19 protein-coding genes and 4 tRNA genes are annotated in these 20,836 nt (G+C 39.2%); 5 read left to right on the plus strand and 18 right to left on the minus strand.

The window, feature by feature from the left end; genetic code table 11:
- Window positions 1-12: 12 nt before the first annotated feature.
- Genes yigB through GTK47_RS01085 form a run of 5 tightly spaced genes read right to left on the minus strand, consistent with a single transcriptional unit; the run spans window position 13 to window position 3,418 of the window.
- A complete protein-coding gene (gene yigB, locus GTK47_RS01065) occupies window positions 13-729 on the minus strand; it encodes a 5-amino-6-(5-phospho-D-ribitylamino)uracil phosphatase YigB (protein ID WP_165121866.1) in 717 nt (238 codons plus the stop codon).
- Window positions 729-1,652, minus strand: coding sequence for a tyrosine recombinase XerC (xerC, locus tag GTK47_RS01070; protein WP_165121867.1), 924 nt, complete (start codon window positions 1,650-1,652; stop codon window positions 729-731). The genes yigB and xerC overlap by 1 nt, the downstream gene beginning before the upstream one ends.
- Window positions 1,649-2,359, minus strand: a complete 711-nt coding sequence (locus tag GTK47_RS01075) for a DUF484 domain-containing protein (protein WP_165121868.1) — start codon at window positions 2,357-2,359, stop codon at window positions 1,649-1,651. Before GTK47_RS01075 ends, xerC begins: the two co-directional genes overlap by 4 nt.
- 25 nt (window positions 2,360-2,384) lie before the next feature.
- Window positions 2,385-3,209 (minus strand): diaminopimelate epimerase, encoded by an 825-nt coding sequence (gene dapF, locus GTK47_RS01080; RefSeq protein WP_165121869.1) that lies wholly within the window; start codon window positions 3,207-3,209, stop codon window positions 2,385-2,387.
- A gap of 41 nt (window positions 3,210-3,250) precedes the next feature.
- Window positions 3,251-3,418, minus strand: coding sequence for a lipoprotein (locus tag GTK47_RS01085; protein ID WP_071788576.1), 168 nt, complete (start codon window positions 3,416-3,418; stop codon window positions 3,251-3,253).
- A gap of 79 nt (window positions 3,419-3,497) precedes the next feature.
- Between GTK47_RS01085 and cyaY the strand changes: the two genes are divergently transcribed.
- Window positions 3,498-3,815, plus strand: coding sequence for an iron donor protein CyaY (cyaY, locus tag GTK47_RS01090; protein WP_088494024.1), 318 nt, complete (start codon window positions 3,498-3,500; stop codon window positions 3,813-3,815).
- Between the two features lie 81 nt (window positions 3,816-3,896).
- Here the strand turns inward: cyaY and GTK47_RS01095 are convergent, their stop codons facing one another.
- The gene (locus tag GTK47_RS01095) at window positions 3,897-6,491 is read right to left on the minus strand and encodes a class I adenylate cyclase (RefSeq protein WP_165121870.1); all 2,595 of its coding nucleotides are present in this window, start codon (window positions 6,489-6,491) and stop codon (window positions 3,897-3,899) included.
- 997 nt (window positions 6,492-7,488) lie between these two features.
- On the opposite strand from GTK47_RS01095, the gene hemC reads away from it, so the two are divergent.
- Genes hemC through hemY form a run of 4 tightly spaced genes read left to right on the plus strand, consistent with a single transcriptional unit; the run spans window position 7,489 to window position 11,675 of the window.
- Window positions 7,489-8,430 (plus strand): hydroxymethylbilane synthase, encoded by a 942-nt coding sequence (hemC, locus tag GTK47_RS01100; RefSeq protein ID WP_165121871.1) that lies wholly within the window; start codon window positions 7,489-7,491, stop codon window positions 8,428-8,430.
- Window positions 8,427-9,164 carry a uroporphyrinogen-III synthase gene (hemD, locus tag GTK47_RS01105; RefSeq protein WP_165121872.1) on the plus strand — a complete coding sequence of 246 codons (738 nt, stop codon included), beginning with the start codon at window positions 8,427-8,429 and terminating at the stop codon, window positions 9,162-9,164. Before hemC ends, hemD begins: the two co-directional genes overlap by 4 nt.
- A gap of 20 nt (window positions 9,165-9,184) precedes the next feature.
- The gene (hemX, locus tag GTK47_RS01110; protein ID WP_165121873.1) at window positions 9,185-10,450 is read left to right on the plus strand and encodes a uroporphyrinogen-III C-methyltransferase; all 1,266 of its coding nucleotides are present in this window, start codon (window positions 9,185-9,187) and stop codon (window positions 10,448-10,450) included.
- 4 nt (window positions 10,451-10,454) lie between these two features.
- A complete protein-coding gene (gene hemY, locus GTK47_RS01115; RefSeq protein WP_165121874.1) occupies window positions 10,455-11,675 on the plus strand; it encodes a protoheme IX biogenesis protein HemY in 1,221 nt (406 codons plus the stop codon).
- An 87-nt stretch (window positions 11,676-11,762) separates the two neighbouring features.
- Here the strand turns inward: hemY and GTK47_RS01120 are convergent, their stop codons facing one another.
- The 12 genes from GTK47_RS01120 to rfbA form a co-directional block, all read right to left on the minus strand.
- On the minus strand, window positions 11,763-12,080 hold the full coding sequence (locus tag GTK47_RS01120) for a hypothetical protein (RefSeq protein ID WP_165121875.1): 318 nt from the start codon (window positions 12,078-12,080) through the stop codon (window positions 11,763-11,765).
- A gap of 930 nt (window positions 12,081-13,010) precedes the next feature.
- Window positions 13,011-13,087 (minus strand) — tRNA-Pro (locus GTK47_RS01125).
- A 28-nt stretch (window positions 13,088-13,115) separates the two neighbouring features.
- A tRNA-Leu gene (locus tag GTK47_RS01130) sits at window positions 13,116-13,202 on the minus strand.
- Between the two features lie 22 nt (window positions 13,203-13,224).
- Window positions 13,225-13,300, minus strand: a tRNA-His gene (locus tag GTK47_RS01135).
- A 64-nt stretch (window positions 13,301-13,364) separates the two neighbouring features.
- A tRNA-Arg gene (locus tag GTK47_RS01140) sits at window positions 13,365-13,441 on the minus strand.
- 227 nt (window positions 13,442-13,668) lie between these two features.
- Window positions 13,669-14,406 carry a lipopolysaccharide N-acetylmannosaminouronosyltransferase gene (gene wecG, locus GTK47_RS01145; protein WP_099076342.1) on the minus strand — a complete coding sequence of 246 codons (738 nt, stop codon included), beginning with the start codon at window positions 14,404-14,406 and terminating at the stop codon, window positions 13,669-13,671.
- A complete protein-coding gene (gene wzyE, locus GTK47_RS01150) occupies window positions 14,406-15,773 on the minus strand; it encodes an ECA oligosaccharide polymerase (protein ID WP_165121876.1) in 1,368 nt (455 codons plus the stop codon). Before wzyE ends, wecG begins: the two co-directional genes overlap by 1 nt.
- On the minus strand, window positions 15,770-16,855 hold the full coding sequence (locus GTK47_RS01155) for a TDP-N-acetylfucosamine:lipid II N-acetylfucosaminyltransferase (protein ID WP_109401997.1): 1,086 nt from the start codon (window positions 16,853-16,855) through the stop codon (window positions 15,770-15,772). Before GTK47_RS01155 ends, wzyE begins: the two co-directional genes overlap by 4 nt.
- Window positions 16,852-18,108 (minus strand): lipid III flippase WzxE, encoded by a 1,257-nt coding sequence (gene wzxE, locus GTK47_RS01160; protein WP_165121877.1) that lies wholly within the window; start codon window positions 18,106-18,108, stop codon window positions 16,852-16,854. Before wzxE ends, GTK47_RS01155 begins: the two co-directional genes overlap by 4 nt.
- 2 nt (window positions 18,109-18,110) lie before the next feature.
- Window positions 18,111-19,241 carry a dTDP-4-amino-4,6-dideoxygalactose transaminase gene (rffA, locus tag GTK47_RS01165; RefSeq protein WP_165121878.1) on the minus strand — a complete coding sequence of 377 codons (1,131 nt, stop codon included), beginning with the start codon at window positions 19,239-19,241 and terminating at the stop codon, window positions 18,111-18,113.
- A 1-nt stretch (window position 19,242) separates the two neighbouring features.
- On the minus strand, window positions 19,243-19,956 hold the full coding sequence (gene rffC, locus GTK47_RS01170) for a dTDP-4-amino-4,6-dideoxy-D-galactose acyltransferase (protein WP_165121879.1): 714 nt from the start codon (window positions 19,954-19,956) through the stop codon (window positions 19,243-19,245).
- Window positions 19,934-20,815, minus strand: a complete 882-nt coding sequence (gene rfbA, locus GTK47_RS01175; RefSeq protein WP_088494036.1) for a glucose-1-phosphate thymidylyltransferase RfbA — start codon at window positions 20,813-20,815, stop codon at window positions 19,934-19,936. Before rfbA ends, rffC begins: the two co-directional genes overlap by 23 nt.
- Window positions 20,816-20,836: the final 21 nt, after the last annotated feature.

The following is a 20,836-nucleotide window of genomic DNA, read 5'->3' on the forward strand; positions in this document are numbered from 1 at the left end:
CCGAATATCACATTAAACCAGTTCTATCAGTTTGCTTAAATCTGTAATTTCAATATGTGGCATTACTCTGGTTTCACCTTCTTCAAACAAACTACGGTTATCAAGGTTAATCCAGCACGCTTGTAATCCACTATTAACGGCACCCTCGACATCTGTTACAAGGTGATCACCCACATGTAGGATTTTCTCATGTGGAAGATTTAACAGTGAAGCGGCTTTATCAAACATATCAGGATAAGGCTTAGAGCGACCATCAGGGCCAGCTTTTAAAATATGTGAAAAATACTGCCCTAGACCACAACTTAATGGGTTTGCATTACCATTTGTAATCGCAATTAATGGGATTTTCTGTGCCAACTCGGTGAGAACTTGGTGGGTATTTTTAGGCACATTAATGCGACTACGCCAATAAGCAAAGTGTGCCATAATTTCATCAGCACCTTGTTGTGCTTTGGCTTCACTGTAGTTGTAATCTAACAACATATTTCTCGCTGCAAGCCAACGCCACCGTGTAATATCATGAAAAATATCAGGATTATTTTCTATTAGTGGCTTTTTATAGGCATTCACATCTTTTTCTGTGAAATGATTAAAACGCAGATCATATTGACGAATAAAATCCAGCGTCTCTTTTTCAGTTCTGTCCATTACTGGCACGTTGTCATACAGCGTGTCGTCTAAATCAAAAGTCATCGCAGCAATTGGCGTCAGAGTTCTGTAAAAGCGCATTATGATTTTTCTCTCTTAGCTCTCGGATGAGCAGCATCATAGACTTTCGCTAAATGCTGAAAATCTAAGTGGGTATAGACTTGCGTGGTCGATAAATTAGCGTGCCCTAATAACTCTTGTACAGCACGTAAATCACCACTCGATTCCAATAAATGCGTGGCAAACGAGTGACGTAATTTATGAGGATTCACATGGCTACTTAGTCCTTGTTTAATCCCCCAAAGTTCAAACCGTTTTTGTACACTGCGCACAGATAAACGCTTACCGCTTTGGGTTGAGATAAAGACAGCTTTATCCTCAGGTGCATAGAGCTCTCGCATCGGAAACCAATTCTGTAACCACTCTATCGCTTTTCTTCCTAACGGTACTTTTCGTTCTTTACTACCTTTACCTAAAACACGAACTTCACCTTCATTCATGTCGATATCGCTCATGTTTAAGTTAGTCAATTCTGATAAACGCAATCCTGCACCATACATCACTTCCAACATGGTCCTATCTCTAACAGAAAGGGGATCTTTTAAGTCGATATTCATCAATTGGCTAACTTCATCAACATCCATATTTTTAGGAAGATGACGACCAGATTTAGGTGTGCGAATACCTTTTGCTGGATTAACCTCTAACATTCCCTGTGCTACTTGCCAATCAAGAAAGCTACGTAACGCAGAAAAGCGCAAAGCAAGGCTAGTCGGTTGTAACCCACTACGATGACTTTTTGCTAGTAACATGCGTACATGTTGGCTTTCAAGTGATACCCATTGTGTGATTTTCATCGCCACCATTATTTGTGCTAATGCAGTTAATTGGCGATGATAGTTTTCTACTGTGACAGGGCTTAATCGGCGTTCAACTTGGATATAACGCAGGAATTGCTCAATAGCGATGGAGAGTGTTTCTGGAATATCTATTGGTTGATTCATTGCCTTGCAATCCAACGAAGTAACAGTTCTGGTAAAATATGGGCGAGCTTATCAAGCATCACAGTTCCCATCCCTTCCTGAAAATGTTGGTTATCTCGGCTATTAAATATAATCACTCCCAAATCACCATAATGCCCTAACAATGAGAGCGCAACGGAACCTGAGCGTCGTACATTAGGCATCAATAACATAATCTCTTGCCCATTTAATGTACCTAAATAGTGATTATCATCGCCCATACGCTGAATACGAAAATGTTCAAATGCTTGGCGAGATAATGGAAGATCTTGTGCATCTAAAGGTGGCTGTAATTGCCAACGATCGGTAAATAGGCGTAATTGAACTGAATAAAGCCCTAATCCCTTAGCCCAAAGGTTTAAGCGTTCTAGCATTTCGTGAAGAGATGCACTGTTGGATAGTTCAGAAATTAATAATAAGAGTTGGCTAAACAGTGCTTCATTTTCAGAGGCTTGTTCTATCAGCAAACGCATATCTTCTTCAAGATAATGGATGCGGTTACGCTGGCGCGACATTATCCACTCGACTAAAGAAACGGTTCCTCTGACGGGATGAGGAACTTGCATTTGCTCAATATAACTTGCATTACGGATAAAAAAACCAGGATGCTCCCTGAGGTAACGGATCACTTGTTGATCATTAAGTTCTTTTGTTTCAGGGCAACAGAACTGCTCATTTTTATCCGTCATACAGATAGCCTCTCAAAAAATAATATTATAGCTGAATGATCCCATCATAAATATGCGTCGCAGGCCCAGTCATATAAAGAGAGTTGCCCTCTCCTTTCCATTCAATTAGCAACGAACCACCCGGTAAAGTGACTTTCACTCGTTTATCTAATAAACCTTGTGAAATACCAATTGCGACTGCTGCACAAGCCCCGCTACCACAGGCTTTCGTTTCGCCAGCACCACGTTCAAACACACGTAAATGAAGATTATTTCTGTCTACGATTTGCATAAAACCAATATTAGCACGTTCAGGGAAACGTTCGTGTTGCTCTAACACAGGCCCTAGCAGCTCAACTTCTGCTGTTTTAATGTCTTCAACCTGAATAACGCAATGAGGATTTCCCATTGAAACCACACCGCACAATACAGTGCGTTCCATTGCCCTGATAATATAGGTCTTTTCTGCCTTTTGTGCACGGAAAGGGACTTTTTGAGGTTCAAACTCAGGTTCGCCCATATTGACGCACACATCGTCATTGTCCATAACATGCAAAGTCATTCTGCCAGACTGTGTACTGACTTTTATCTCTCTTTTGTTTGTAAGGCCTTTTAATCTCACAAATCGAGCAAAACAACGAGCACCATTACCACACTGCGCAACCTCACTTCCATCTGCATTAAAAATACGATAATGGAAATCGAGTTCGGGATCATAAGGCGCTTCAACCACCAACAATTGATCAAACCCAACACCAGTATGGCGATTCGCTAATCGACATATTAATTCTGGTGAAAAATAAACATTTTGAGTCACAGCATCGACCACCATAAAGTCGTTGCCAAGACCATGCATTTTTGAAAATTGCATCTTGCCCCTGCCTGAAACGAAGTTACCGTTTCTAAGATTGACTAATTGGTCTGAGTTGAGGCGCTCTCAACTTGCTGGGTTGGCTGGGATGACTGTGTCATTTTTGCCTGAGTATCTTCAGGAGGGAAATAAAGAGGGCCTTTCAAGCCACAACCAGAAAGAGAAATCAGTGTTATTATAGCAAGAGTGCAACGTAAATACGTTTTCATTCGAAATCTGCCTGTCATTTATTTGGTTAATATCCTCTATAATCGCAGTTAGATCTCGAAAAGCAAATAGGAAATGAAGATGAACGACAGTGAATTTCACCAATTAGCTGACGAACTCTTGTCAGAAATAGAACAAACTATTGATAATTATGAAGGTGACGCAGATATTGATTGTGAAATCAATGGCGGCGTAATGACATTAACCTTTGAAAATAATAGCAAAATTATTATTAATCGTCAGGAAGCGTTTCATCAAGTTTGGTTAGCGACACGCTCTGGTGGCTATCACTTTGATTGGAAAGATGAACAATGGATTTGTGATAGAAGTGGCGGTGAATTTTTAACCATGCTAGCACAAGCAATAACAGAACAAAGTGGAGAAGCGTTTTCTTTCTAAGAAACGCAGTTAGCCACAATAGTTAACGACAATAATGGGAGCTATCGAGGCTCCCATTTGTATTAACTGGCTTGTACTCAATTAAGAATGTTGCACCGCTTTATAATCTGTAAATCCGTGGGGAACAACATTCATCTCAGGTTGGGCTTCTTTACTTCCCAGATCGGATAATTTACCAAAGGATCCACCAGCAAAAGGTAACACTTGTGTTAATCCTTCCACTTTCACAATTTGATAAAACTGTGGCAGGTTAAAATTAATAAAGCTTGAGCCATATGTGAATCGGTCATGAGATGAAGAGTAGAAACGGCTAACATCTTTTACTAACTCTTCTTTACTTCCCTCACAATGGGAATAAATTTCAACGCGATTTGCTTCATCTAATATATAGATATTAAAGACATTATTATCTTCTGTGGTTTCAAAGAAGAATTGAATAATCCCTTCGCAAGCAAAACCATCGATTACCGCAGGTAAATAGCGAGCATCTTTATCTAATTTAACTGGCAACCCATGAAGTTTGTTATATGAAATTGCACCATAAAACTCGATCGCATTTTCTAATTTTTGTACCGACACATTGAGACGTTCAAAGAATAATCCCCACGTTTGCCCAGCAATGCGTAAAGCTTTAAAACGGCCCGGCTCCAAACGATTTGTTGATAACCGTAATTCAATACATTCCGAGACTAACTGCTGAACACGGGTACGAATTAAACCACGCAAATGTTGGCTATAACAAAATACTTCAACAGAAGCCGGTGGAGCCGCATCTTGGTGCATTTTACCTAAAATCGTTTTTAGCGATTCCAACATAGATTGTGTACCACTGAAATGAAGGGTTCTGACCTCATTCCAAGAGTTACGATACAACAAATCAATGCTACCAATAAGACACTGCTCTTTTTCACCGAAGCTAAAGACATCGAGTTTTCTAAAATCAAAGTGAACCACTTGATCAGAAAAACTCTCTGTTGGGTCGGTTTCTAAATTAACAATAATTGCGAGGTGTCGAATTTCACAAGGACTATACAACGCTTTCGGGGTTGGTGCTGGTAAGCGAATTGGGAAATGGCTCGACATATCCCTAACTAATTCATGCAGTTTAATTTCATCACAAGAGGATTCTCCTTGATGAATATAAACTCGAGACTCTTTTGTTAACAACCCATTAAAGTAAGACCATGCCACTAATTTATTTAAATAGCGGTTATATTCTAATGGTTGATGCCCGACGATATTTTCAAAATCAGGGGCACGATTATATAAATACCATCCGCTACGATTTGCTCGGCCTTGTGGTACATAAATAAAGGTTAAATGTGACTCTGATAAATCAGGTGATATCTGTGGATTAACCAGTGTAACTTTACCGGGTAATGCTTCAAACGCAGCATAAAGTTTTCGAGTTAAGACACCGATATCTTGCGGGCTTGCACTGACACTTAAATTATTACGGCGCGCAAAGCGGATAAGATTACGATAGCTTTGCATCATCGTATCTAATAATTCATTGTGTGCATCGCGCACACGTTCGATTTTCCAACTATCTCGTGTATCGAGTACTGTTAAGCGCTCATTATCCCATTGCCATTGAGTGACCAATTGCGATAAGACTTGTCGTCTCCAACCTTCAGATTCGTTTTGTGTTTTTTCGTTAGATAATTTTTCACACACTTTCAGGTAGAAACAACGACGGATAAGATCAAGACGAGTTAAATCATTGATAGAAACCAAATAGCGAGTAACACGTTCAAGCATCATACAATAAGCATCTAAACCGTAATTGACGATTTCACCACGATGTAGATGTTGTTTCATTTCTAATGCTAGTAACTTCCCATTAGGGTAGTCCGCTGAATAGGCTTCTAATAAAATACTTTTTAGTACGGCTTTATAAGGTGAATCGACACTTTTATAGAGTTGCCATAAACTTGCACCAAAATACTCTTCAGCAGAAAGTTCACCTAGTCCCCCTAAATCTAGCCACTCATTTGGCGTCAATACACCTTGAGCATAAAGGGAATTAACATATTCGTCATAATGATGTTCTTCCTCAATAGGCACCATCGTCCATAGCAAGCGTTTACCTGCTAGACGTACCGCCGTACGATAAAATTCATCAAGTAAAAGAATATGTTGGGTAGAGCCACAATCTTCTCCACCTAAGCTGCCGCTTGCATGGTGACGAAATCTGTTTTCGTCGATTAAGAAAAACGTAACATCAATACCGAGTTCGCCAGCCCATTGTTCAATCAATTGGCATTTGCGTTGTAAAAGCGCACGTTCATCTTGATCTAGCCATGATTGATGACAGACCCAAATATCAATATCAGAGCTGTGACTTTGACCAATAGAAGAAGTACTCCCCATTGAATAGATACCAGTAATTGGTAGCTCTCCATTGGCGTATCCATTCATTGGCTCATCACATAATGCGTTAACCAGCTTATTCGCCCATTGACGTTGCATGTCATCAGGTTCAAAGAAACATGTACCGTGAGGAACATTTCCTTGTATGTAGCCGGGCAACTCAGGATGGTGGTAATGCAATAAAACAGGAATTAAACCATAGACCTGTTTAAAAACATCACACATCGATGCAAATGCTCGTTCCAGTCTGAGTTGATTAATCGCATCCAGCCGTTGCTTCAGTGTTTCAATATAAAGATACAAGAGTTTCGCCTGAACAATACTAAGAAGATAGTAGAATCTGAGTTTATAAGTGACCAAGGTTGAGTTAGGTATATTAATAGATAAAACTTTACTAACAAAATCTCGGAAACGTGATCAATTTAACACCTTGAACGCAAGGCGTAAAGAGGAACTCAAAATATAGCACCAAGATCTAAAAGTAATATTTAAGCGCTTAATCGTGTAAAGCCATCGAATAAATATCTTTGTAATCATAATGATAGATTGTTTCACTCATAGAAAAAATGATAAAAAAAATCTCTCAATCCTCCCTTTACCCCACAAAAACCCCTGTTTACTTGATGATGAAACTGAAAATAAATTTTGACAAAACATAAAAAATAGATAAAAAAGCAGAAAATAGAAGCAACCAATTGATAATAATGAATTATTTCTATTTTTTGATTGTTTTTTATGTTCTCGATTAAAATAAGAATTCTATTTTTAATGTTGTGATAATAATATTTAAAATAATATTTAATTTTTATTAATTATTTATTTAATTAAAAAATAAATTCTTTTCTTTATTTTAATTATTTCTTCTTCTTTTATTTAATAATAATTTTGTTAAAATTTATCGTGTTTTTATATATTAAAAAATAATAAGAAAGATAAGTGAATTTAAAATAATAGTTGTTTTATCAATGCGTTCAGATTAAATGTGATATTCACATCATCTTCCACTTACTGAATGTTAATGAAATTAGCCTGATGTTTATTTTTTGTAAATAACCACACTTTTTATATAGCTATAAGAAGCATAAATTTCTAAAAATAACTAAACTCAATAGTGTTCATTAATAATTTACTTATTTTCTATTTCCTTTTTCTTTTTTTCTTTTTCGATGATGGCCTCATTTCTTTCATTGTAATCACGACACAAAGCGCCTTAACTGGAAAATTGAGCCTTAAAGTGTTAAAACAATGCCTTATTTCTAAACAAAAATATCGCTAATCGCTCGGAAGAGATAATACTATTATGTCAAAAAGTACCATCCGTATTGCTACCCGCCAAAGCCCCCTTGCTATGTGGCAGGCACTTTATGTGAAAGAACAACTACAACTTACTCATCCAGGTTTAGTCGTCGAATTAGTACCGATGGTCACTAAAGGTGATATCATTCTAGATACACCTTTAGCTAAAGTAGGTGGCAAAGGACTATTCGTAAAAGAATTAGAACTTGCTCTACTTGAATCACGGGCAGATATCGCCGTTCACTCTATGAAAGATGTTCCTATTGATTTCCCTGAAGGTTTAGGGTTAGTTACTATTTGTGAACGCGAAGATCCCCGTGATGCTTTTGTCTCTAATCATTATGATTCTTTAGAAGAACTGCCAGCCGGTAGCATTGTAGGTACATCCAGTTTACGCCGCCAATGCCAATTAAAAGCACAGCGCCCAGACCTAATTATTCGTGATTTACGGGGTAATGTAGGTACTCGCTTAGGAAAATTAGATAATGGCGATTACGATGCCATTATTCTTGCCGTTGCTGGCTTAAAGCGCCTTGGTCTTAACGAGCGTATTCGTACACCATTATCTGCAGAGCAGTCCTTACCAGCTGTTGGACAAGGGGCTGTTGGAATTGAGTGCCGCTTAGATGACAATGAAACTCGCCAGTTATTAGATGCCCTTAATCACACTCGTACCGCAGTTTGCGTTAAAGCGGAACGTGCAATGAATACTCGTCTTGAAGGTGGTTGCCAAGTTCCTATTGGAAGTTATGCCATTTGGCAAGATGACAAAATTTGGTTACGTGCTTTAGTCGGTTCTCCCGATGGCGAAACTATTTTACGTGGCGAGCGTTTAGTTACTCCAGAAAAAGCCGAAACTGCGGGTATTTCATTGGCTGAAGAGCTTTTAGATAAAGGTGCACGAGCTATTTTAACTGCTGTGTATCAAGGTAACACACCTGCATGAGTATTTTAGTCACTCGCCCCAATCCAGCAGGAGAGGCATTAACTCAGCGCTTAATTGATGCAGGGAAAACAGCCTTTCAGGCACCTTTAATCGAGATCATCGCGGGTCGTGAACTCCCTTTATTAGATGCTAAACTAAAAGGATTAAGGGCGGGTGATTGTGTATTTTTACTTTCCAAAAATGCGGTGTTATACGCAAACTGGCAGCTAAATCAATTACAACAATCATGGCCAGATACGCTATCCTATTATGGAATAGGCCAAAGCACAGCGAAAGATTTCCAACATTTAAGCAGTCTTCCAATTTGCTACCCTGAGCAAGGAGAAACCAGTGAAGATCTTCTTGAGCTTCCTGCACTTAATCAGGTGAAAAACAAACGAATATTACTGCTTAGAGGTAACGGTGGTCGTGACTTACTCGCAACAACATTGAGTCAACGAGGCGCGATTGTTGATGAATGCGAATGTTACCAACGCCTATTTATTAATTATTCCCCTGAAGACTTTGCGCTTCAATGGGAAAAAGCACAGGTTGATACGCTTGTTGTCACTAGCGGTGAAATGTTACAACAACTCTTTGATCTGGTCGCTGAATCTAAAAAAGCATGGCTGTTAAACTGCCATTTACTTGTGGTCAGTGAACGATTAGCAACAATAGCAAAAACATTAGGGTGGGAAACAGTCACCGTTGCTGAAAGTGCCAATAATGATGCTTTATTTCATGCATTAATATAGAACCTAAATGAGACGCCGATATGACGGAACAGAAAAATACGAATGATAATGACTTGCCAAAAGATGCAGCTAAAGCTGATGAGAATGTCCGCTATCAGGAAGTCAAACCTGTTAATAACAAGCGCTCAGGTCTAATTGGAAGTGCTGTTGCTATCCTTGTTATTTTGGCAATCGGTGGTAGCCTTTACTATTACACCAACCAACAAGCATCAAAACTGAGTGTAGAAAATCAATCACTCAAATCTGAGCTTGCCCAGTTACAACAGCTCCAAAATACTTATCAACAACGCTTTGACAATATTGATAGCATGTTTAACTCACAAAAACAGACTATCGATAAATTACAAAATGAGCGCCAAACGACAGAGCGTCAAATTCAAGATCTACAAACACGATTTGCCGCTATTTCCAGTGCAGACGTCAAAAGCTGGTTATTAGCTCAAGCCGATTTTATGGTGAAAATGGCTGGTCGTAAGTTATGGAATGATCAAGATGTCGTAACCGCTGTAAGTCTACTAAAAGGTGCCGACAGTAGCTTAGCGGAAATGAACGATCCGAGTTTACTTGAGATCCGTCGTGCTATTAATGAAGATATCAGCAGTTTAGCCGCACTCACCAAAATTGATAATGATGGCATCATCTTACAATTAAACCAGTTAGCGAATCAGATTGATAATCTCCGTTTAGCGGGTTTGGAGCGTAACGGCTCACCAATGGATAAAAACGACGAAACCATTTCAGGTTCACTTTCTGATTGGAAACAAAATTTAAGTAAGAGCTGGAAAAGCTTTATGGATGATTTTATTACCATTCGTCGCCGTGATACCGCAGCCGTTCCTTTATTAGCACCTAATCAAGATGTCTATTTACGTGAGAATATACGCTCACGTTTATTAATTGCTTCTCAAGCCGTGCCTCGTCACCAAACTGAAACTTATCAGCAATCTCTGGAAGCGGTATCCACTTGGGTACGAGCTTATTTTGATACCTCTGATCCAAGTACAACCGCATTTTTAGATACGGTCTCTGAATTAGAGAAGCAACCTATTACGCTTGCAATGCCGTCAGAATTGAAAAGCCCGACGCTGCTAGAGAAACGAGTAGAAAAGCAAATCCGCAATCTACTGGCACAAAACGAGTATGCAGAACCACAAGTGGCTGAAGCGCAAGCTGTTGAAGCCCAAGATGCCCAACCCGTAGAGGCTGATAATGCATCAGAAAGCATACAAGATGCTGCGGCTGATAGCGCAACGGCTGATACGCCAGTAACACAACAAGGAGAATAAGCTTATGTTAAAAATACTGCTCCTTTTTGTGGTGCTTATTGCTGGCATCATTTTTGGCCCACTATTGGCAGGCCACCAAGGTTATGTGCTTATACAAACTGATGATTGGGATATTGAAACCAGTGTGACCAGCCTTGTCATTATGTTTGTTTTACTGCAATTCGCACTGTTACTCATTGGTTGGAGTTATCGCCGTTTTATTGGTACAGGCTCAAAAGCATATAGTTGGTTTTCTTTCCGTAAACGTAATCGTGCACGTAAACAAACCAGTATGGCATTAATGAAATTAGCGGAAGGTGATTTTAAAGAAGTTGAAAAACTGATGAGCCGTAATGCAGATTATGCGGAACAGCCCGTTGTAAACTATCTATTAGCCGCTGAAGCCGCACAACAACGTGGTGATGAATTCCGAGTTCAGCAACATCTTGAACGTGCAGCTGAGCTTGCCGATACCAATCAGCTCCCTGTTGATATCACACGAGTACGTATTTTATTAGCACAAAACGAAAATCATGCAGCACGTACTGGAGTTGATGAATTATTAAATCAAGCACCACGCCATCCAGAGGTGTTACGTCTTGCAGAAGTCGCTTATACACGAACTGCAGCTTGGCAAGCATTGCTTGATATCATTCCTTCTATGCAAAAAATTGCATTACATACGGATGATGAACTTGAGCAATTACGCCAAAAAGCCTATATCGGTATTATGGGACAGAAAATGTCCGAAAATGGCTGTGATGGACTGAAGAATTGGTGGAAAGCACAACCACGTAAAGTACATCACGATAATGCATTGCGTGTCGTTTTAGCTGAACACCTTATTGAGTGTAACGATCCAGATACTGCTCAAACGATCATCTTAGACGGCATTAAACGTCAGTATGATGAACGATTAATCTTACTATTACCTCGTTTAAAAAATACAGATGCCAATGTTATTTTGAAAGTGCTCAATGCATTAATTAAACAACATGGGCCAACGCCATTACTCAATAGCACATTAGGTCAGATTGCAATGCAACAAGGACAATGGGCTCAAGCTGAAGAGGCTTTCCGTAATGCATTAAAGCAACGTCCTGATGTCCATGACTTTGCATGGCTTGCTGATGCATTAGATAAACAGAAAAAATCTGAAGAGTCGGCAAAAGTGCGCAAAGATGCTTTATTAATGACACTGAAAAAAGACTCTGTCATTTTTGAAGAGCCGAAAAAAAGTAAATAAACTCATTCGATAAGAACATGATCATAAAGTGTTTGATCGGCTGATTTAAAAACCCTCTTTGATTATTGAGGGTTTTTTTTATTTGATTTAAAAGCTATGTTGAAATAGCAACACCACCTCTACACAGAAAGCCAAAAATACATACACCCAAGCAATTCGATAAAAACGAGTGGGTATTCCCTTCTCATTTTCTTGCTTAAATGACAGGTAATATTTTCTCGCCTGATAAAACACAACAATATAAATCAGAGCGATCCCCTGACAAAGAAAAGCCACATATTTAGCCCATGATTTACCACCAATAATCAACATAATCAACGGGATCAAAAAGAATAACAATGGGCCAAACTTCTCTATAAGAAAGAGTTTTTCTTGTGCAAGATATGCTTTTTGTTTATTTATCATAATGATGCTATCTCCAATCTACCCTTGCGCTGGATAATAGCGTGATAATGCGATGAATACAAAATGGATGTGTGGTTGGTATATAAAAAAACGCCTGTATAAAAACTATACAGGCGCATAAATATACAATCAGGTCTACAGACGGATGGTGCCTCACTCAACGTTTCGTCCTGTTGATGATGAATGATGTTCATCGTTAACGTGGACGTAGGCACCGAATAATCGGCTCTGCATCATTCCTAGGTTTATGAAGCCATACGCTGTCATAAGGAGTGGAATGAGCATCTACAATATAAATATTGCATTAAACGTGCCAATTTTTCATTTTTTATTGAAAATATTCTCTCTCTCTAAAAAACATAAGCTAACTTATTGAATTTTGGTTTTCCTTTCCGGCTTCACTCATTTTCGATGATAAAAAAGCAATAGCCTGTGCTTTCACCACGCTATTGCTAAATAGAAAAGAAAATATAGGGTCTGATATACGTCTCTTTTTCACGACAAGAAAAATACACCAACTATTTAATCATGTTAAATCAATACGTTAAATGTCTCCTATTGGAGACATTTAAAATAGCGAGTGTTGGCATTTACCGACAGATAAAATAAAAGTCTTATATTTCATATAATTATAACCAATTATTTTACGTGTTTTATCTATCTTTTTATAAAGATTAAAATCCGGTAATAAATTAAATTATTAATAATCCTTAAGTGACAGGGATGGTATTTTTGTTAAAAACGTCATCTTGGCTTTCTTATCTGGAATACATAACAAGAAATAAAAAACATGAAAAGAGTAACGAATTATAGAAGTAGAAGTAGAAGTAGAAGTAGAAGTAGAAGTAGAAATAGAAATGGTGTTGCGGTTTTTAAAAAGGTAAGTCGTAGATACGAAAAAGCCTCGATATAATCGAGGCTTTTTCTTATTGGTCGGCGAGAGAGGATTCGAACCTCCGACCCACTGGTCCCAAACCAGTTGCGCTACCAGGCTGCGCTACTCGCCGTCTGTATCACTGCTCTTATCTTGTTTATTGGTGCGAAGGGGGGGACTTGAACCCCCACGTCCGTTAAGACACTAACACCTGAAGCTAGCGCGTCTACCAATTCCGCCACCCTCGCATAAACAATAACTAAGATAAGATGGGGTGGCTAATGGGACTCGAACCCACGACAACTGGAATCACAATCCAGGGCTCTACCAACTGAGCTATAGCCACCATAACAGCTATCTTATTACTTCTTACAACAACGTTCTTCACCGTAACTCTTAGCACGCTTTAATGGCGCGCCCGACAGGATTCGAACCTGAGACCTCTGCCTCCGGAGGGCAGCGCTCTATCCAGCTGAGCTACGGGCGCTTCACGCCGTTGCGGGAGAGGATAGTACGGATTTACGCTCTGTCTGTCTAGTGCTTTTTGAAAAAAAAAGTTTGTTTGACGATAGTTTGTGCATTTCGTCGATAAATGGAGCGTTTTTACACGCTAAACGCCCCGTTAGTATAATAATTAAACAATCAAGATGCTAGATAAAAGCGTGAATAAATCATTTAATCAGTCACGCCTAACAAAAAAAGACACTATTTCTATTACAATTTATTGGAATAGTAATATCCAACGAATTTTAACAGCTTAAATTGACGCTTAATTCGGCTTGGTTGTGATAACAAACGATATAACCACTCTAATCCAAGATTTTGCCATGCTTTCGGTGCTCTTTTAACATGTCCTGTAAATACGTCATAAGTTCCGCCAACACCCATGTATAAAGCATCAGGGTAAATTTCACGACATGCACGAATAAATAACTCTTGCTTAGGTGAGCCCATTGCAATAGTCACTATCTTCGCACCAGAGGCCTTTATACGCTCAAATAACGCCTCTCTATCTTGTGGTGTGAAGTAACCGTTCTGGCTACCCACAATATTTACGTTCCATTGCGCTTTAAGCTTATCTTCGGTTTGAGAAAGAATTTCAGGTTTACCACCCACAAGAAAAACGGGGGTTCCTTCTTTGCCCGCTCTTTCCATTAATGCTTCCCATAAATCCGCACCTGCGATACGAGAAACATTTGCATCAGGGTATTTACGACGAATACCTCGCACGACACTAATACCGTCGGCATAAAGATAATCAGCTTCATTGAGTAGCTCATTAAGTGCTGAGTCTGTTTCCGCTGTGAGAATTTTTTCTGCATTAATGGCAATCAAAGAACCACTTTTTATTTGTGCTCCTTCATAGAGATAATCCAGAAAATGAGCCATATCGCGAAATCCCCAGATATTATGTCCGCGGATTGAATACTTCGGAATTGAATTGGATCCCATTACTTTTCCTTTTTCTCTAAACAACGAGGTTCACTTTGCATTTGACGAGTCACGTAATTACGCACTAATCCCGCGCTTTCAAACAACCAATAAAGCAGCTTAGCAACCACCAAACATAAACCAAAAATTAAACAGAAAAACACAACACGAGAAACGAAAGAATCGACACCTTCTCGTGCTAAAACAATCATATTAAAAATAGCCCCGAAGCAGAAAGCTTGCAAAATAGCCGATTTATAACGATTGCTTTCATTTAGCCCTTGCTGATATAGCCAGTCAAACCACTTAATAATTAGCCCCACAACAATTGCACCTAATGGGATAAAGGCAACGCCTCCCATTACAACTAATGAGCCAATTAAAGTTGGTGAAATAGCAAGGCCCGCATGGTAATTAAGTACTTCCCATGTAAAGTAGTTTGCTGAGTTCAGCACTACATCTGGGCGCTCTGGCCATACCCAAGAAGGAATAAAGACATAAAAATCACGGATAATCGGTGCAAGTCCTTGGAATTCAATTTTGTCATAATTATTAAGTAACAAAGCTAGGTTTTCCCAAGGAGAGAACGTATCACGAGTGAGGTATAAGAAAGTATAGAATGCCTCTGCACCACTCACATCAAGGCCATAGCGTTTTAATGCCAACCAGAACATGCCAACAATACTCATAACCCCAGCGGCAACCAGCATCCACAAGGTTATCCAGCCACGAACAATGCCGATAAATAAAAACAGTGCAAAAGCGATGATGATGTTAGCGCGGGTTCCACCCACGATAATGTAAGTTAAGATCCCAAACCCCACCGTTGCACAAAGGAAGAAAATCCATCGTTGTTGAGTAGGTTTTAAGAAATAAACCACCAGCATTGCTGGGATAAAGAAATAGAAAAAGCGCTTAAGCGCAACACCTGACACTTGGCTTGAAAAAATTTGGCTATACGTTTTGAGCTTAAAGAGTAAAAAACCATTTTGTAGAAAGAAAATTCCCACTGTTACAAATGCAATTAATGCCAATAAAATCCAAGTAAGGTTGGTTTCTACTCTATTCATCGTAAATAGCGACCTAGAAGGGCCGTCAACCGGTTTTCTTAGCCTTACCTTGTAAGTCACATAATAAATGGCATAGAAGCTAGTAGAGGCTAATAGCGCGTATAATAATGAATCTACGGGCACGACTGCGACATCGAATTGGAATACCAACATACAAGTTAGTGGGAAACCAAAATAAAAGGTCAGCAGATAGAGCATTGAGAAAAAAACATTAAAATTAAAACGAACTCGACGAAACTCTTGATAAGTCAGCAATAAAATAAAACTTAAAGAGATAAAATAAACAAGTGCTAAGCCACCCAGTTCCGCCAATGTCATTGCGGCTCTCCTGTGCTCATCTCAATTAACTCTTTCCAACCATCCGTGAAATTAGGCGCAAAGAAGGCAATATTTTGGCGATCAAGCATCAGCAATTGACGTTTAGCCTCTTCAATCAGCGCAATATCTAATTTGTCCCCAGAGAAAAAAACAGGAACACTTTGCTCAGTTAAGTCCTGCCAAAATGGATTTTGACGACTAATAACAAAAGGGATCGCAAATTGAATAAGCAGACAAAGCGTGCCAATACCTTGTTGACGGTGGAAAATAAAATAGCCTAAATCGCATGTTTTTAATAACGCGAGATAATCATCAAATGCCAATTTGTCACGTAATATTTCAACCTGATTATAGGGAAGCAATTGGCTAGCTGCTTGGGCTACTTCATTAATATAAACGTGATTATTTTCAGGATATCCCATTGGAATAATCACTTTTGCTCGCGTTCCATATTGCTCGGCAATTGCCTGTAAAGCTTCAATATGGCGATTCGATCTATCCCCTGAATTACCCACAATAATGGTGAGCTGTTTCTCATCAATAGGCGCTTTTTCTGTCACCGTAAGCGCAGGATCCATTCTTGTTGGGAAATAGAGCAAACTGGCTGGAATATTAACGTTAAATTGTGCGAAGTAATTCAGATCACCTCGTGTACCAAATACTCGGCCCACACGTTTTTGGGCGAGTTTACGAAGAAGATAGAAGAGTTTAAATTTTAGCTGTTTAGAATCCTGATATAAATCAGCACCCCAAATATGCCACCAAAATTGATGACGTTTGATCTTGCCAGTTAATAATGCCAACCAAATAGGCGCATTAAACTGACCTAAAAAAAGGAATCGTTGATGGGTATCGGCTTTGGCTAATGTGACCACTCTCTGTGCAACCTGCTTTTTATCAGCTAAACACTCAATATCTAAAGCTGGATAGCTTTCTTGCAGTGAAGTATTTTTACTGGCAACGATAAAACGAGGTTTATACGTTAACCCCGCCTCAGTCACGAGGTGGTCGTTAAAAAACCGTAACATTGTGTTGTTATGATGCACAATGTCTGAACCTAGTACGTAAATCAAAGTTGTCATTTGCGCCTGCAATAAATCACGAAAACAGAACTACAGAGAAGGAAGTAAATAATATACGTTGCCATATAGGCTTGAGCGGCACCTAACGCACCATGCTCAGGAATAAGCCAACGCGAAAATAGCGTCAATAGGGCAAACTGGCTTACTTCTGTAAGGATATAAAAACGTAGTGCCGCTTTTGCGATGACCAGATAACCAAAGACATAAGCGCCTACTTTTAAAACATCACCAACAAGTTGCCATGCAAATAAATCACGCATAGCGACAAATTTGTCTGAAAACAGTAACCAAATCGCAAAATCACGTAATAACCACACCATAAAACTCGCAGCAGCTACGGCAGGTAATACAAATTTCAGTGATTTAACGATCTCTTTGGTAATATCACTCTTTTGCGTTAATCGAGAGAGTGTTGGCAATAAATAAACAGAAAAAGATGCGGTAATAAATTGCAAATAAGCATCTGAAATACTGGTCACCCCTTGCCAAATCCCCGCGTCTTCCCAGCTATAGTGCTCAGCAAGTAAGTTACGCATCATGATATAAGCAACGGGTAATGTAATCGATGTTAGTATGGCCATAATGGTAAACTTACCAAGATGACTTGCTATCGCCTTATCCCAATGAGGTTTAAGCTCACTTAAAGCGAAGCGTTTACGCTTTACTACTAAAAATGTAGCAGGAAATAAAATAAGTGCAGGTACTAATGCAAGTCCAATTAATGCACCGTGATAACCCGCAAATAAATAGCACAAATAATAAGCGATAACACCAATGATGCTACCGGCAATCACTGATAAGGCATTACCTGCTGCATCACGATAGCCTTTTAATATGGCAAGAAAATAGTTGCTATATGCTATCCCCATTTGAATAAAAGCAACGGCTTTTACAATATCCTGATATTGATGATAATCATCACCAAATAACACTTGGCTAAGTGGAGCAGAAAAAAGAAGAAATAAAATAGCTAATAATGTGGAAAACAGCAAAATCATGGATGATGAAGTACCCAACACTTTTTTACGTTGAATATCATCATCTTGATATTGTGCGATTAACTTCGTCACACCATTAAAAATACCCGCACCAGATAAGACTCCTAGCACGGTGATTAATTGACGAAAGTTACCTGCTAACCCGACCCCTGTTGGCCCAAAAGAGACAGCAAGTAACTTGACGACAAGCAGACCAGCCCCGATTTTTATCAGGGTTGATCCCGCTGTCCAAATTGATGCTTTGGCTAACGACATAATTAAGCAAAGAAGTCGCGAATATGGCCAATAACAGTCTGCTGTTCTTCTTCTGTCATGTTGTAGAACATAGGTAAACGCACTAAACGCTCACTTTCTTGCGTTGTGAAAATATCTTCACCATCAAAGCGACCAAACTTCATACCTGCCGGGCTGGTATGTAATGACACATAGTGGAACACTGTTAAAACACCGTGTTCTTTCATGTAATCATTAAACGCGGTACGTTGCTCGATATCTTTCAGTTTGATATAGAACATATGCGCATTGTGTTCTAATCCTTCAGGAACGATTGGAAGCGCTAATAAGCCTTTTTCCGCTAATGGAGTCAATGCATCATAGTAAATCTGCCAAAATGCTAAACGACGCTCATTAATTTTTTCAGCTTCTTCAAGTTGAGCCCATAAATAAGCCGCTTGTAAGTCTGACATTAAGTAACTAGAACCAATATCACGCCAAGTATATTTATCTACCTGACCACGGAAAAATTGGCTACGATTGGTACCTTTTTCACGGATAACTTCTGCACGATTGATTAAATCAGGATCGTTAATCAGCGTTGCACCACCCTCACCGCCTGATGAATAGTTTTTAGTTTCATGGAAGCTATAGCAACCAATATGACCAATTGTGCCGAGAGCCTTACCCTTGTAAGTTGACATGACACCTTGTGCAGCATCTTCAATAACAAACAGATTATGTTTTTTCGCAATCGCCATAATCGTGTCCATTTCACACGCAACACCTGCGTAATGAACGGGAATAATAGCGCGGGTTTTTTCTGTAATTGCCGCTTCAATTTTTGTTTCATCAATATTCATAGTATCTGGACGAATATCAACGAAAACAATCGTTGCACCACGTAATACAAACGCATTAGAGGTAGAAACAAAGGTAAAACTTGGCATAATGACTTCATCGCCAGGCTTGATATCTAATAAGATAGCAGCCATTTCAAGCGATGCTGTACAAGATGGTGTTAACAGCGTTTTATGACAATGAAATTGTTCTTCTAACCACTTTTCACATTTCTTTGTGAAATTGCCATCACCACAGAGCTTGCCACTTTCCATAGCTTGTTTCATATATTCTAATTCTGTGCCGACAACCGGTGGTTTATTAAACGGAATCATATTATCCCCTGTATAACCAATAAGTGGTGCTCTCTATTAAGCCTCCACTGTGTGTGTATAAACGCGAAGCTGCAATATTGCTGATCTGTGTTGCAACATATAAGGTCGAAACACCTTGTTGTTGACACCAAAACTTCGCGGCCGACATCAGTTGTTTACCAATGCCTTGTCCTATTCTGTTGGGCATTACCGCTAGTAATCCCACTCTTGCTTCATTTTCAGATAGACGGCGTAAAGTGACAAAACCACTGACATTATTTTCAGCATCATAAGTCAGTAAGCAGATATCATCGAATGTGCCTAACACCGCTTTTTTAACCCATAATGCATAAAAACGACTGCTATCACCTTCTTGATACCAAGGTGTTCTAAAACGACTTTGTACAAAAGCCTCTGAAGCTGTTGCCATCAATAAATCGATATCATCTTCATTGGCTTTTCTAAAACAATATTCAGTCGTTTTCTTACAAGCATTTTCTGTGCCAATTGAAAGTTTAAAATCAATTTCACCTTCCGCTAATTGAAAACCTAATTGGCTAAGTTTATCGATGAGAGAAAGCTCATGAGATGCGACTTTTGCTTGAACCACAGCAAAGGCATCAAGCTGTTCGTCTGTTAACGCGGGCGCTTGTGTATCAAACTCAAGACGCCCTGTTTTGAGGGAGAAATACTCACTTTCCCACTCAAGATAATTAATATTGGCGAGGACGGACATGTAATAAATCCAATAGATAGCGACCATAACCAGTTTTAGACAGTGATTTTGCGCTTTCTCTTACTTGATCATCACTGAGCCAACCATTACGCCAAGCAATCTCTTCAAGGCACGCCACTTTAAATCCTTGGCGTTTTTCAACAGTTTGAACAAAGGTGCTGGCTTCAATTAAACTATCGTGAGTTCCGGTATCTAACCACGCAAAACCACGACCCAGTAGTTCAACGTTAAGCTCACCACATTCAAGATACATCTGATTAATCGACGTAATTTCTAATTCACCACGAATCGAAGGTTTGACTCGTTTGGCAAAATCAACCACTCGGTTATCGTAGAAATACAACCCCGTGACAGCCCAATTAGATTTAGGTTGTTCTGGTTTTTCTTCAATCGATAACACTTTAAAATCATCATCAAATTCAACAACACCAAATCGTTCAGGATCCATAACTTGATAACCAAAGACAGTTGCACCACGTTCACGTTGTGCAACTTGTTTCAGTTTTGGGCTAAATCCTTGACCAAAATAGATATTATCGCCTAAAACTAAACAGCAATGATCATCACCAATAAATTCCTCACCCAAAATAAAGGCTTGGGCTAAGCCATCCGGAGATGGCTGAATTTTATATTGAAGATGGACACCAAATGCAGAACCATCACCCAGTAAACGCTGAAATGAGGTTATGTCATCGGGTGTTGTAATGATCAAAATATCTCGAATACCAGCAAGCATCAGAACTGAAAGCGGATAATAGATCATGGGTTTATCATAGATAGGCAATAACTGCTTCGATACCCCTTTGGTTATCGGATGCAGTCGTGTGCCCGAACCACCCGCTAAAATAATACCTTTCATCATTTATCCTTCTTTACTTAA

Source organism: Proteus sp. ZN5, from assembly GCF_011046025.1.
GTDB lineage: Bacteria > Pseudomonadota > Gammaproteobacteria > Enterobacterales > Enterobacteriaceae > Proteus.

Coding starts and splice junctions, on each gene's coding strand:
- yigB (WP_165121866.1), bottom strand. CDS start 729: ATGCGCTTTTACAGAACTCTGACGCCAATTGCTGCGATGACTTTTGAT.
- xerC (WP_165121867.1), bottom strand. CDS start 1,652: ATGAATCAACCAATAGATATTCCAGAAACACTCTCCATCGCTATTGAG.
- GTK47_RS01075 (WP_165121868.1), bottom strand. CDS start 2,359: ATGACGGATAAAAATGAGCAGTTCTGTTGCCCTGAAACAAAAGAACTT.
- dapF (WP_165121869.1), bottom strand. CDS start 3,209: ATGCAATTTTCAAAAATGCATGGTCTTGGCAACGACTTTATGGTGGTC.
- GTK47_RS01085 (WP_071788576.1), bottom strand. CDS start 3,418: ATGAAAACGTATTTACGTTGCACTCTTGCTATAATAACACTGATTTCT.
- cyaY (WP_088494024.1), top strand. CDS start 3,498: ATGAACGACAGTGAATTTCACCAATTAGCTGACGAACTCTTGTCAGAA.
- hemC (WP_165121871.1), top strand. CDS start 7,489: ATGTCAAAAAGTACCATCCGTATTGCTACCCGCCAAAGCCCCCTTGCT.
- hemD (WP_165121872.1), top strand. CDS start 8,427: ATGAGTATTTTAGTCACTCGCCCCAATCCAGCAGGAGAGGCATTAACT.
- hemX (WP_165121873.1), top strand. CDS start 9,185: ATGACGGAACAGAAAAATACGAATGATAATGACTTGCCAAAAGATGCA.
- hemY (WP_165121874.1), top strand. CDS start 10,455: ATGTTAAAAATACTGCTCCTTTTTGTGGTGCTTATTGCTGGCATCATT.
- GTK47_RS01120 (WP_165121875.1), bottom strand. CDS start 12,080: ATGATAAATAAACAAAAAGCATATCTTGCACAAGAAAAACTCTTTCTT.
- wecG (WP_099076342.1), bottom strand. CDS start 14,406: ATGGGATCCAATTCAATTCCGAAGTATTCAATCCGCGGACATAATATC.
- wzyE (WP_165121876.1), bottom strand. CDS start 15,773: ATGACATTGGCGGAACTGGGTGGCTTAGCACTTGTTTATTTTATCTCT.
- GTK47_RS01155 (WP_109401997.1), bottom strand. CDS start 16,855: ATGACAACTTTGATTTACGTACTAGGTTCAGACATTGTGCATCATAAC.
- wzxE (WP_165121877.1), bottom strand. CDS start 18,108: ATGTCGTTAGCCAAAGCATCAATTTGGACAGCGGGATCAACCCTGATA.
- rffA (WP_165121878.1), bottom strand. CDS start 19,241: ATGATTCCGTTTAATAAACCACCGGTTGTCGGCACAGAATTAGAATAT.
- rffC (WP_165121879.1), bottom strand. CDS start 19,956: ATGTCCGTCCTCGCCAATATTAATTATCTTGAGTGGGAAAGTGAGTAT.
- rfbA (WP_088494036.1), bottom strand. CDS start 20,815: ATGAAAGGTATTATTTTAGCGGGTGGTTCGGGCACACGACTGCATCCG.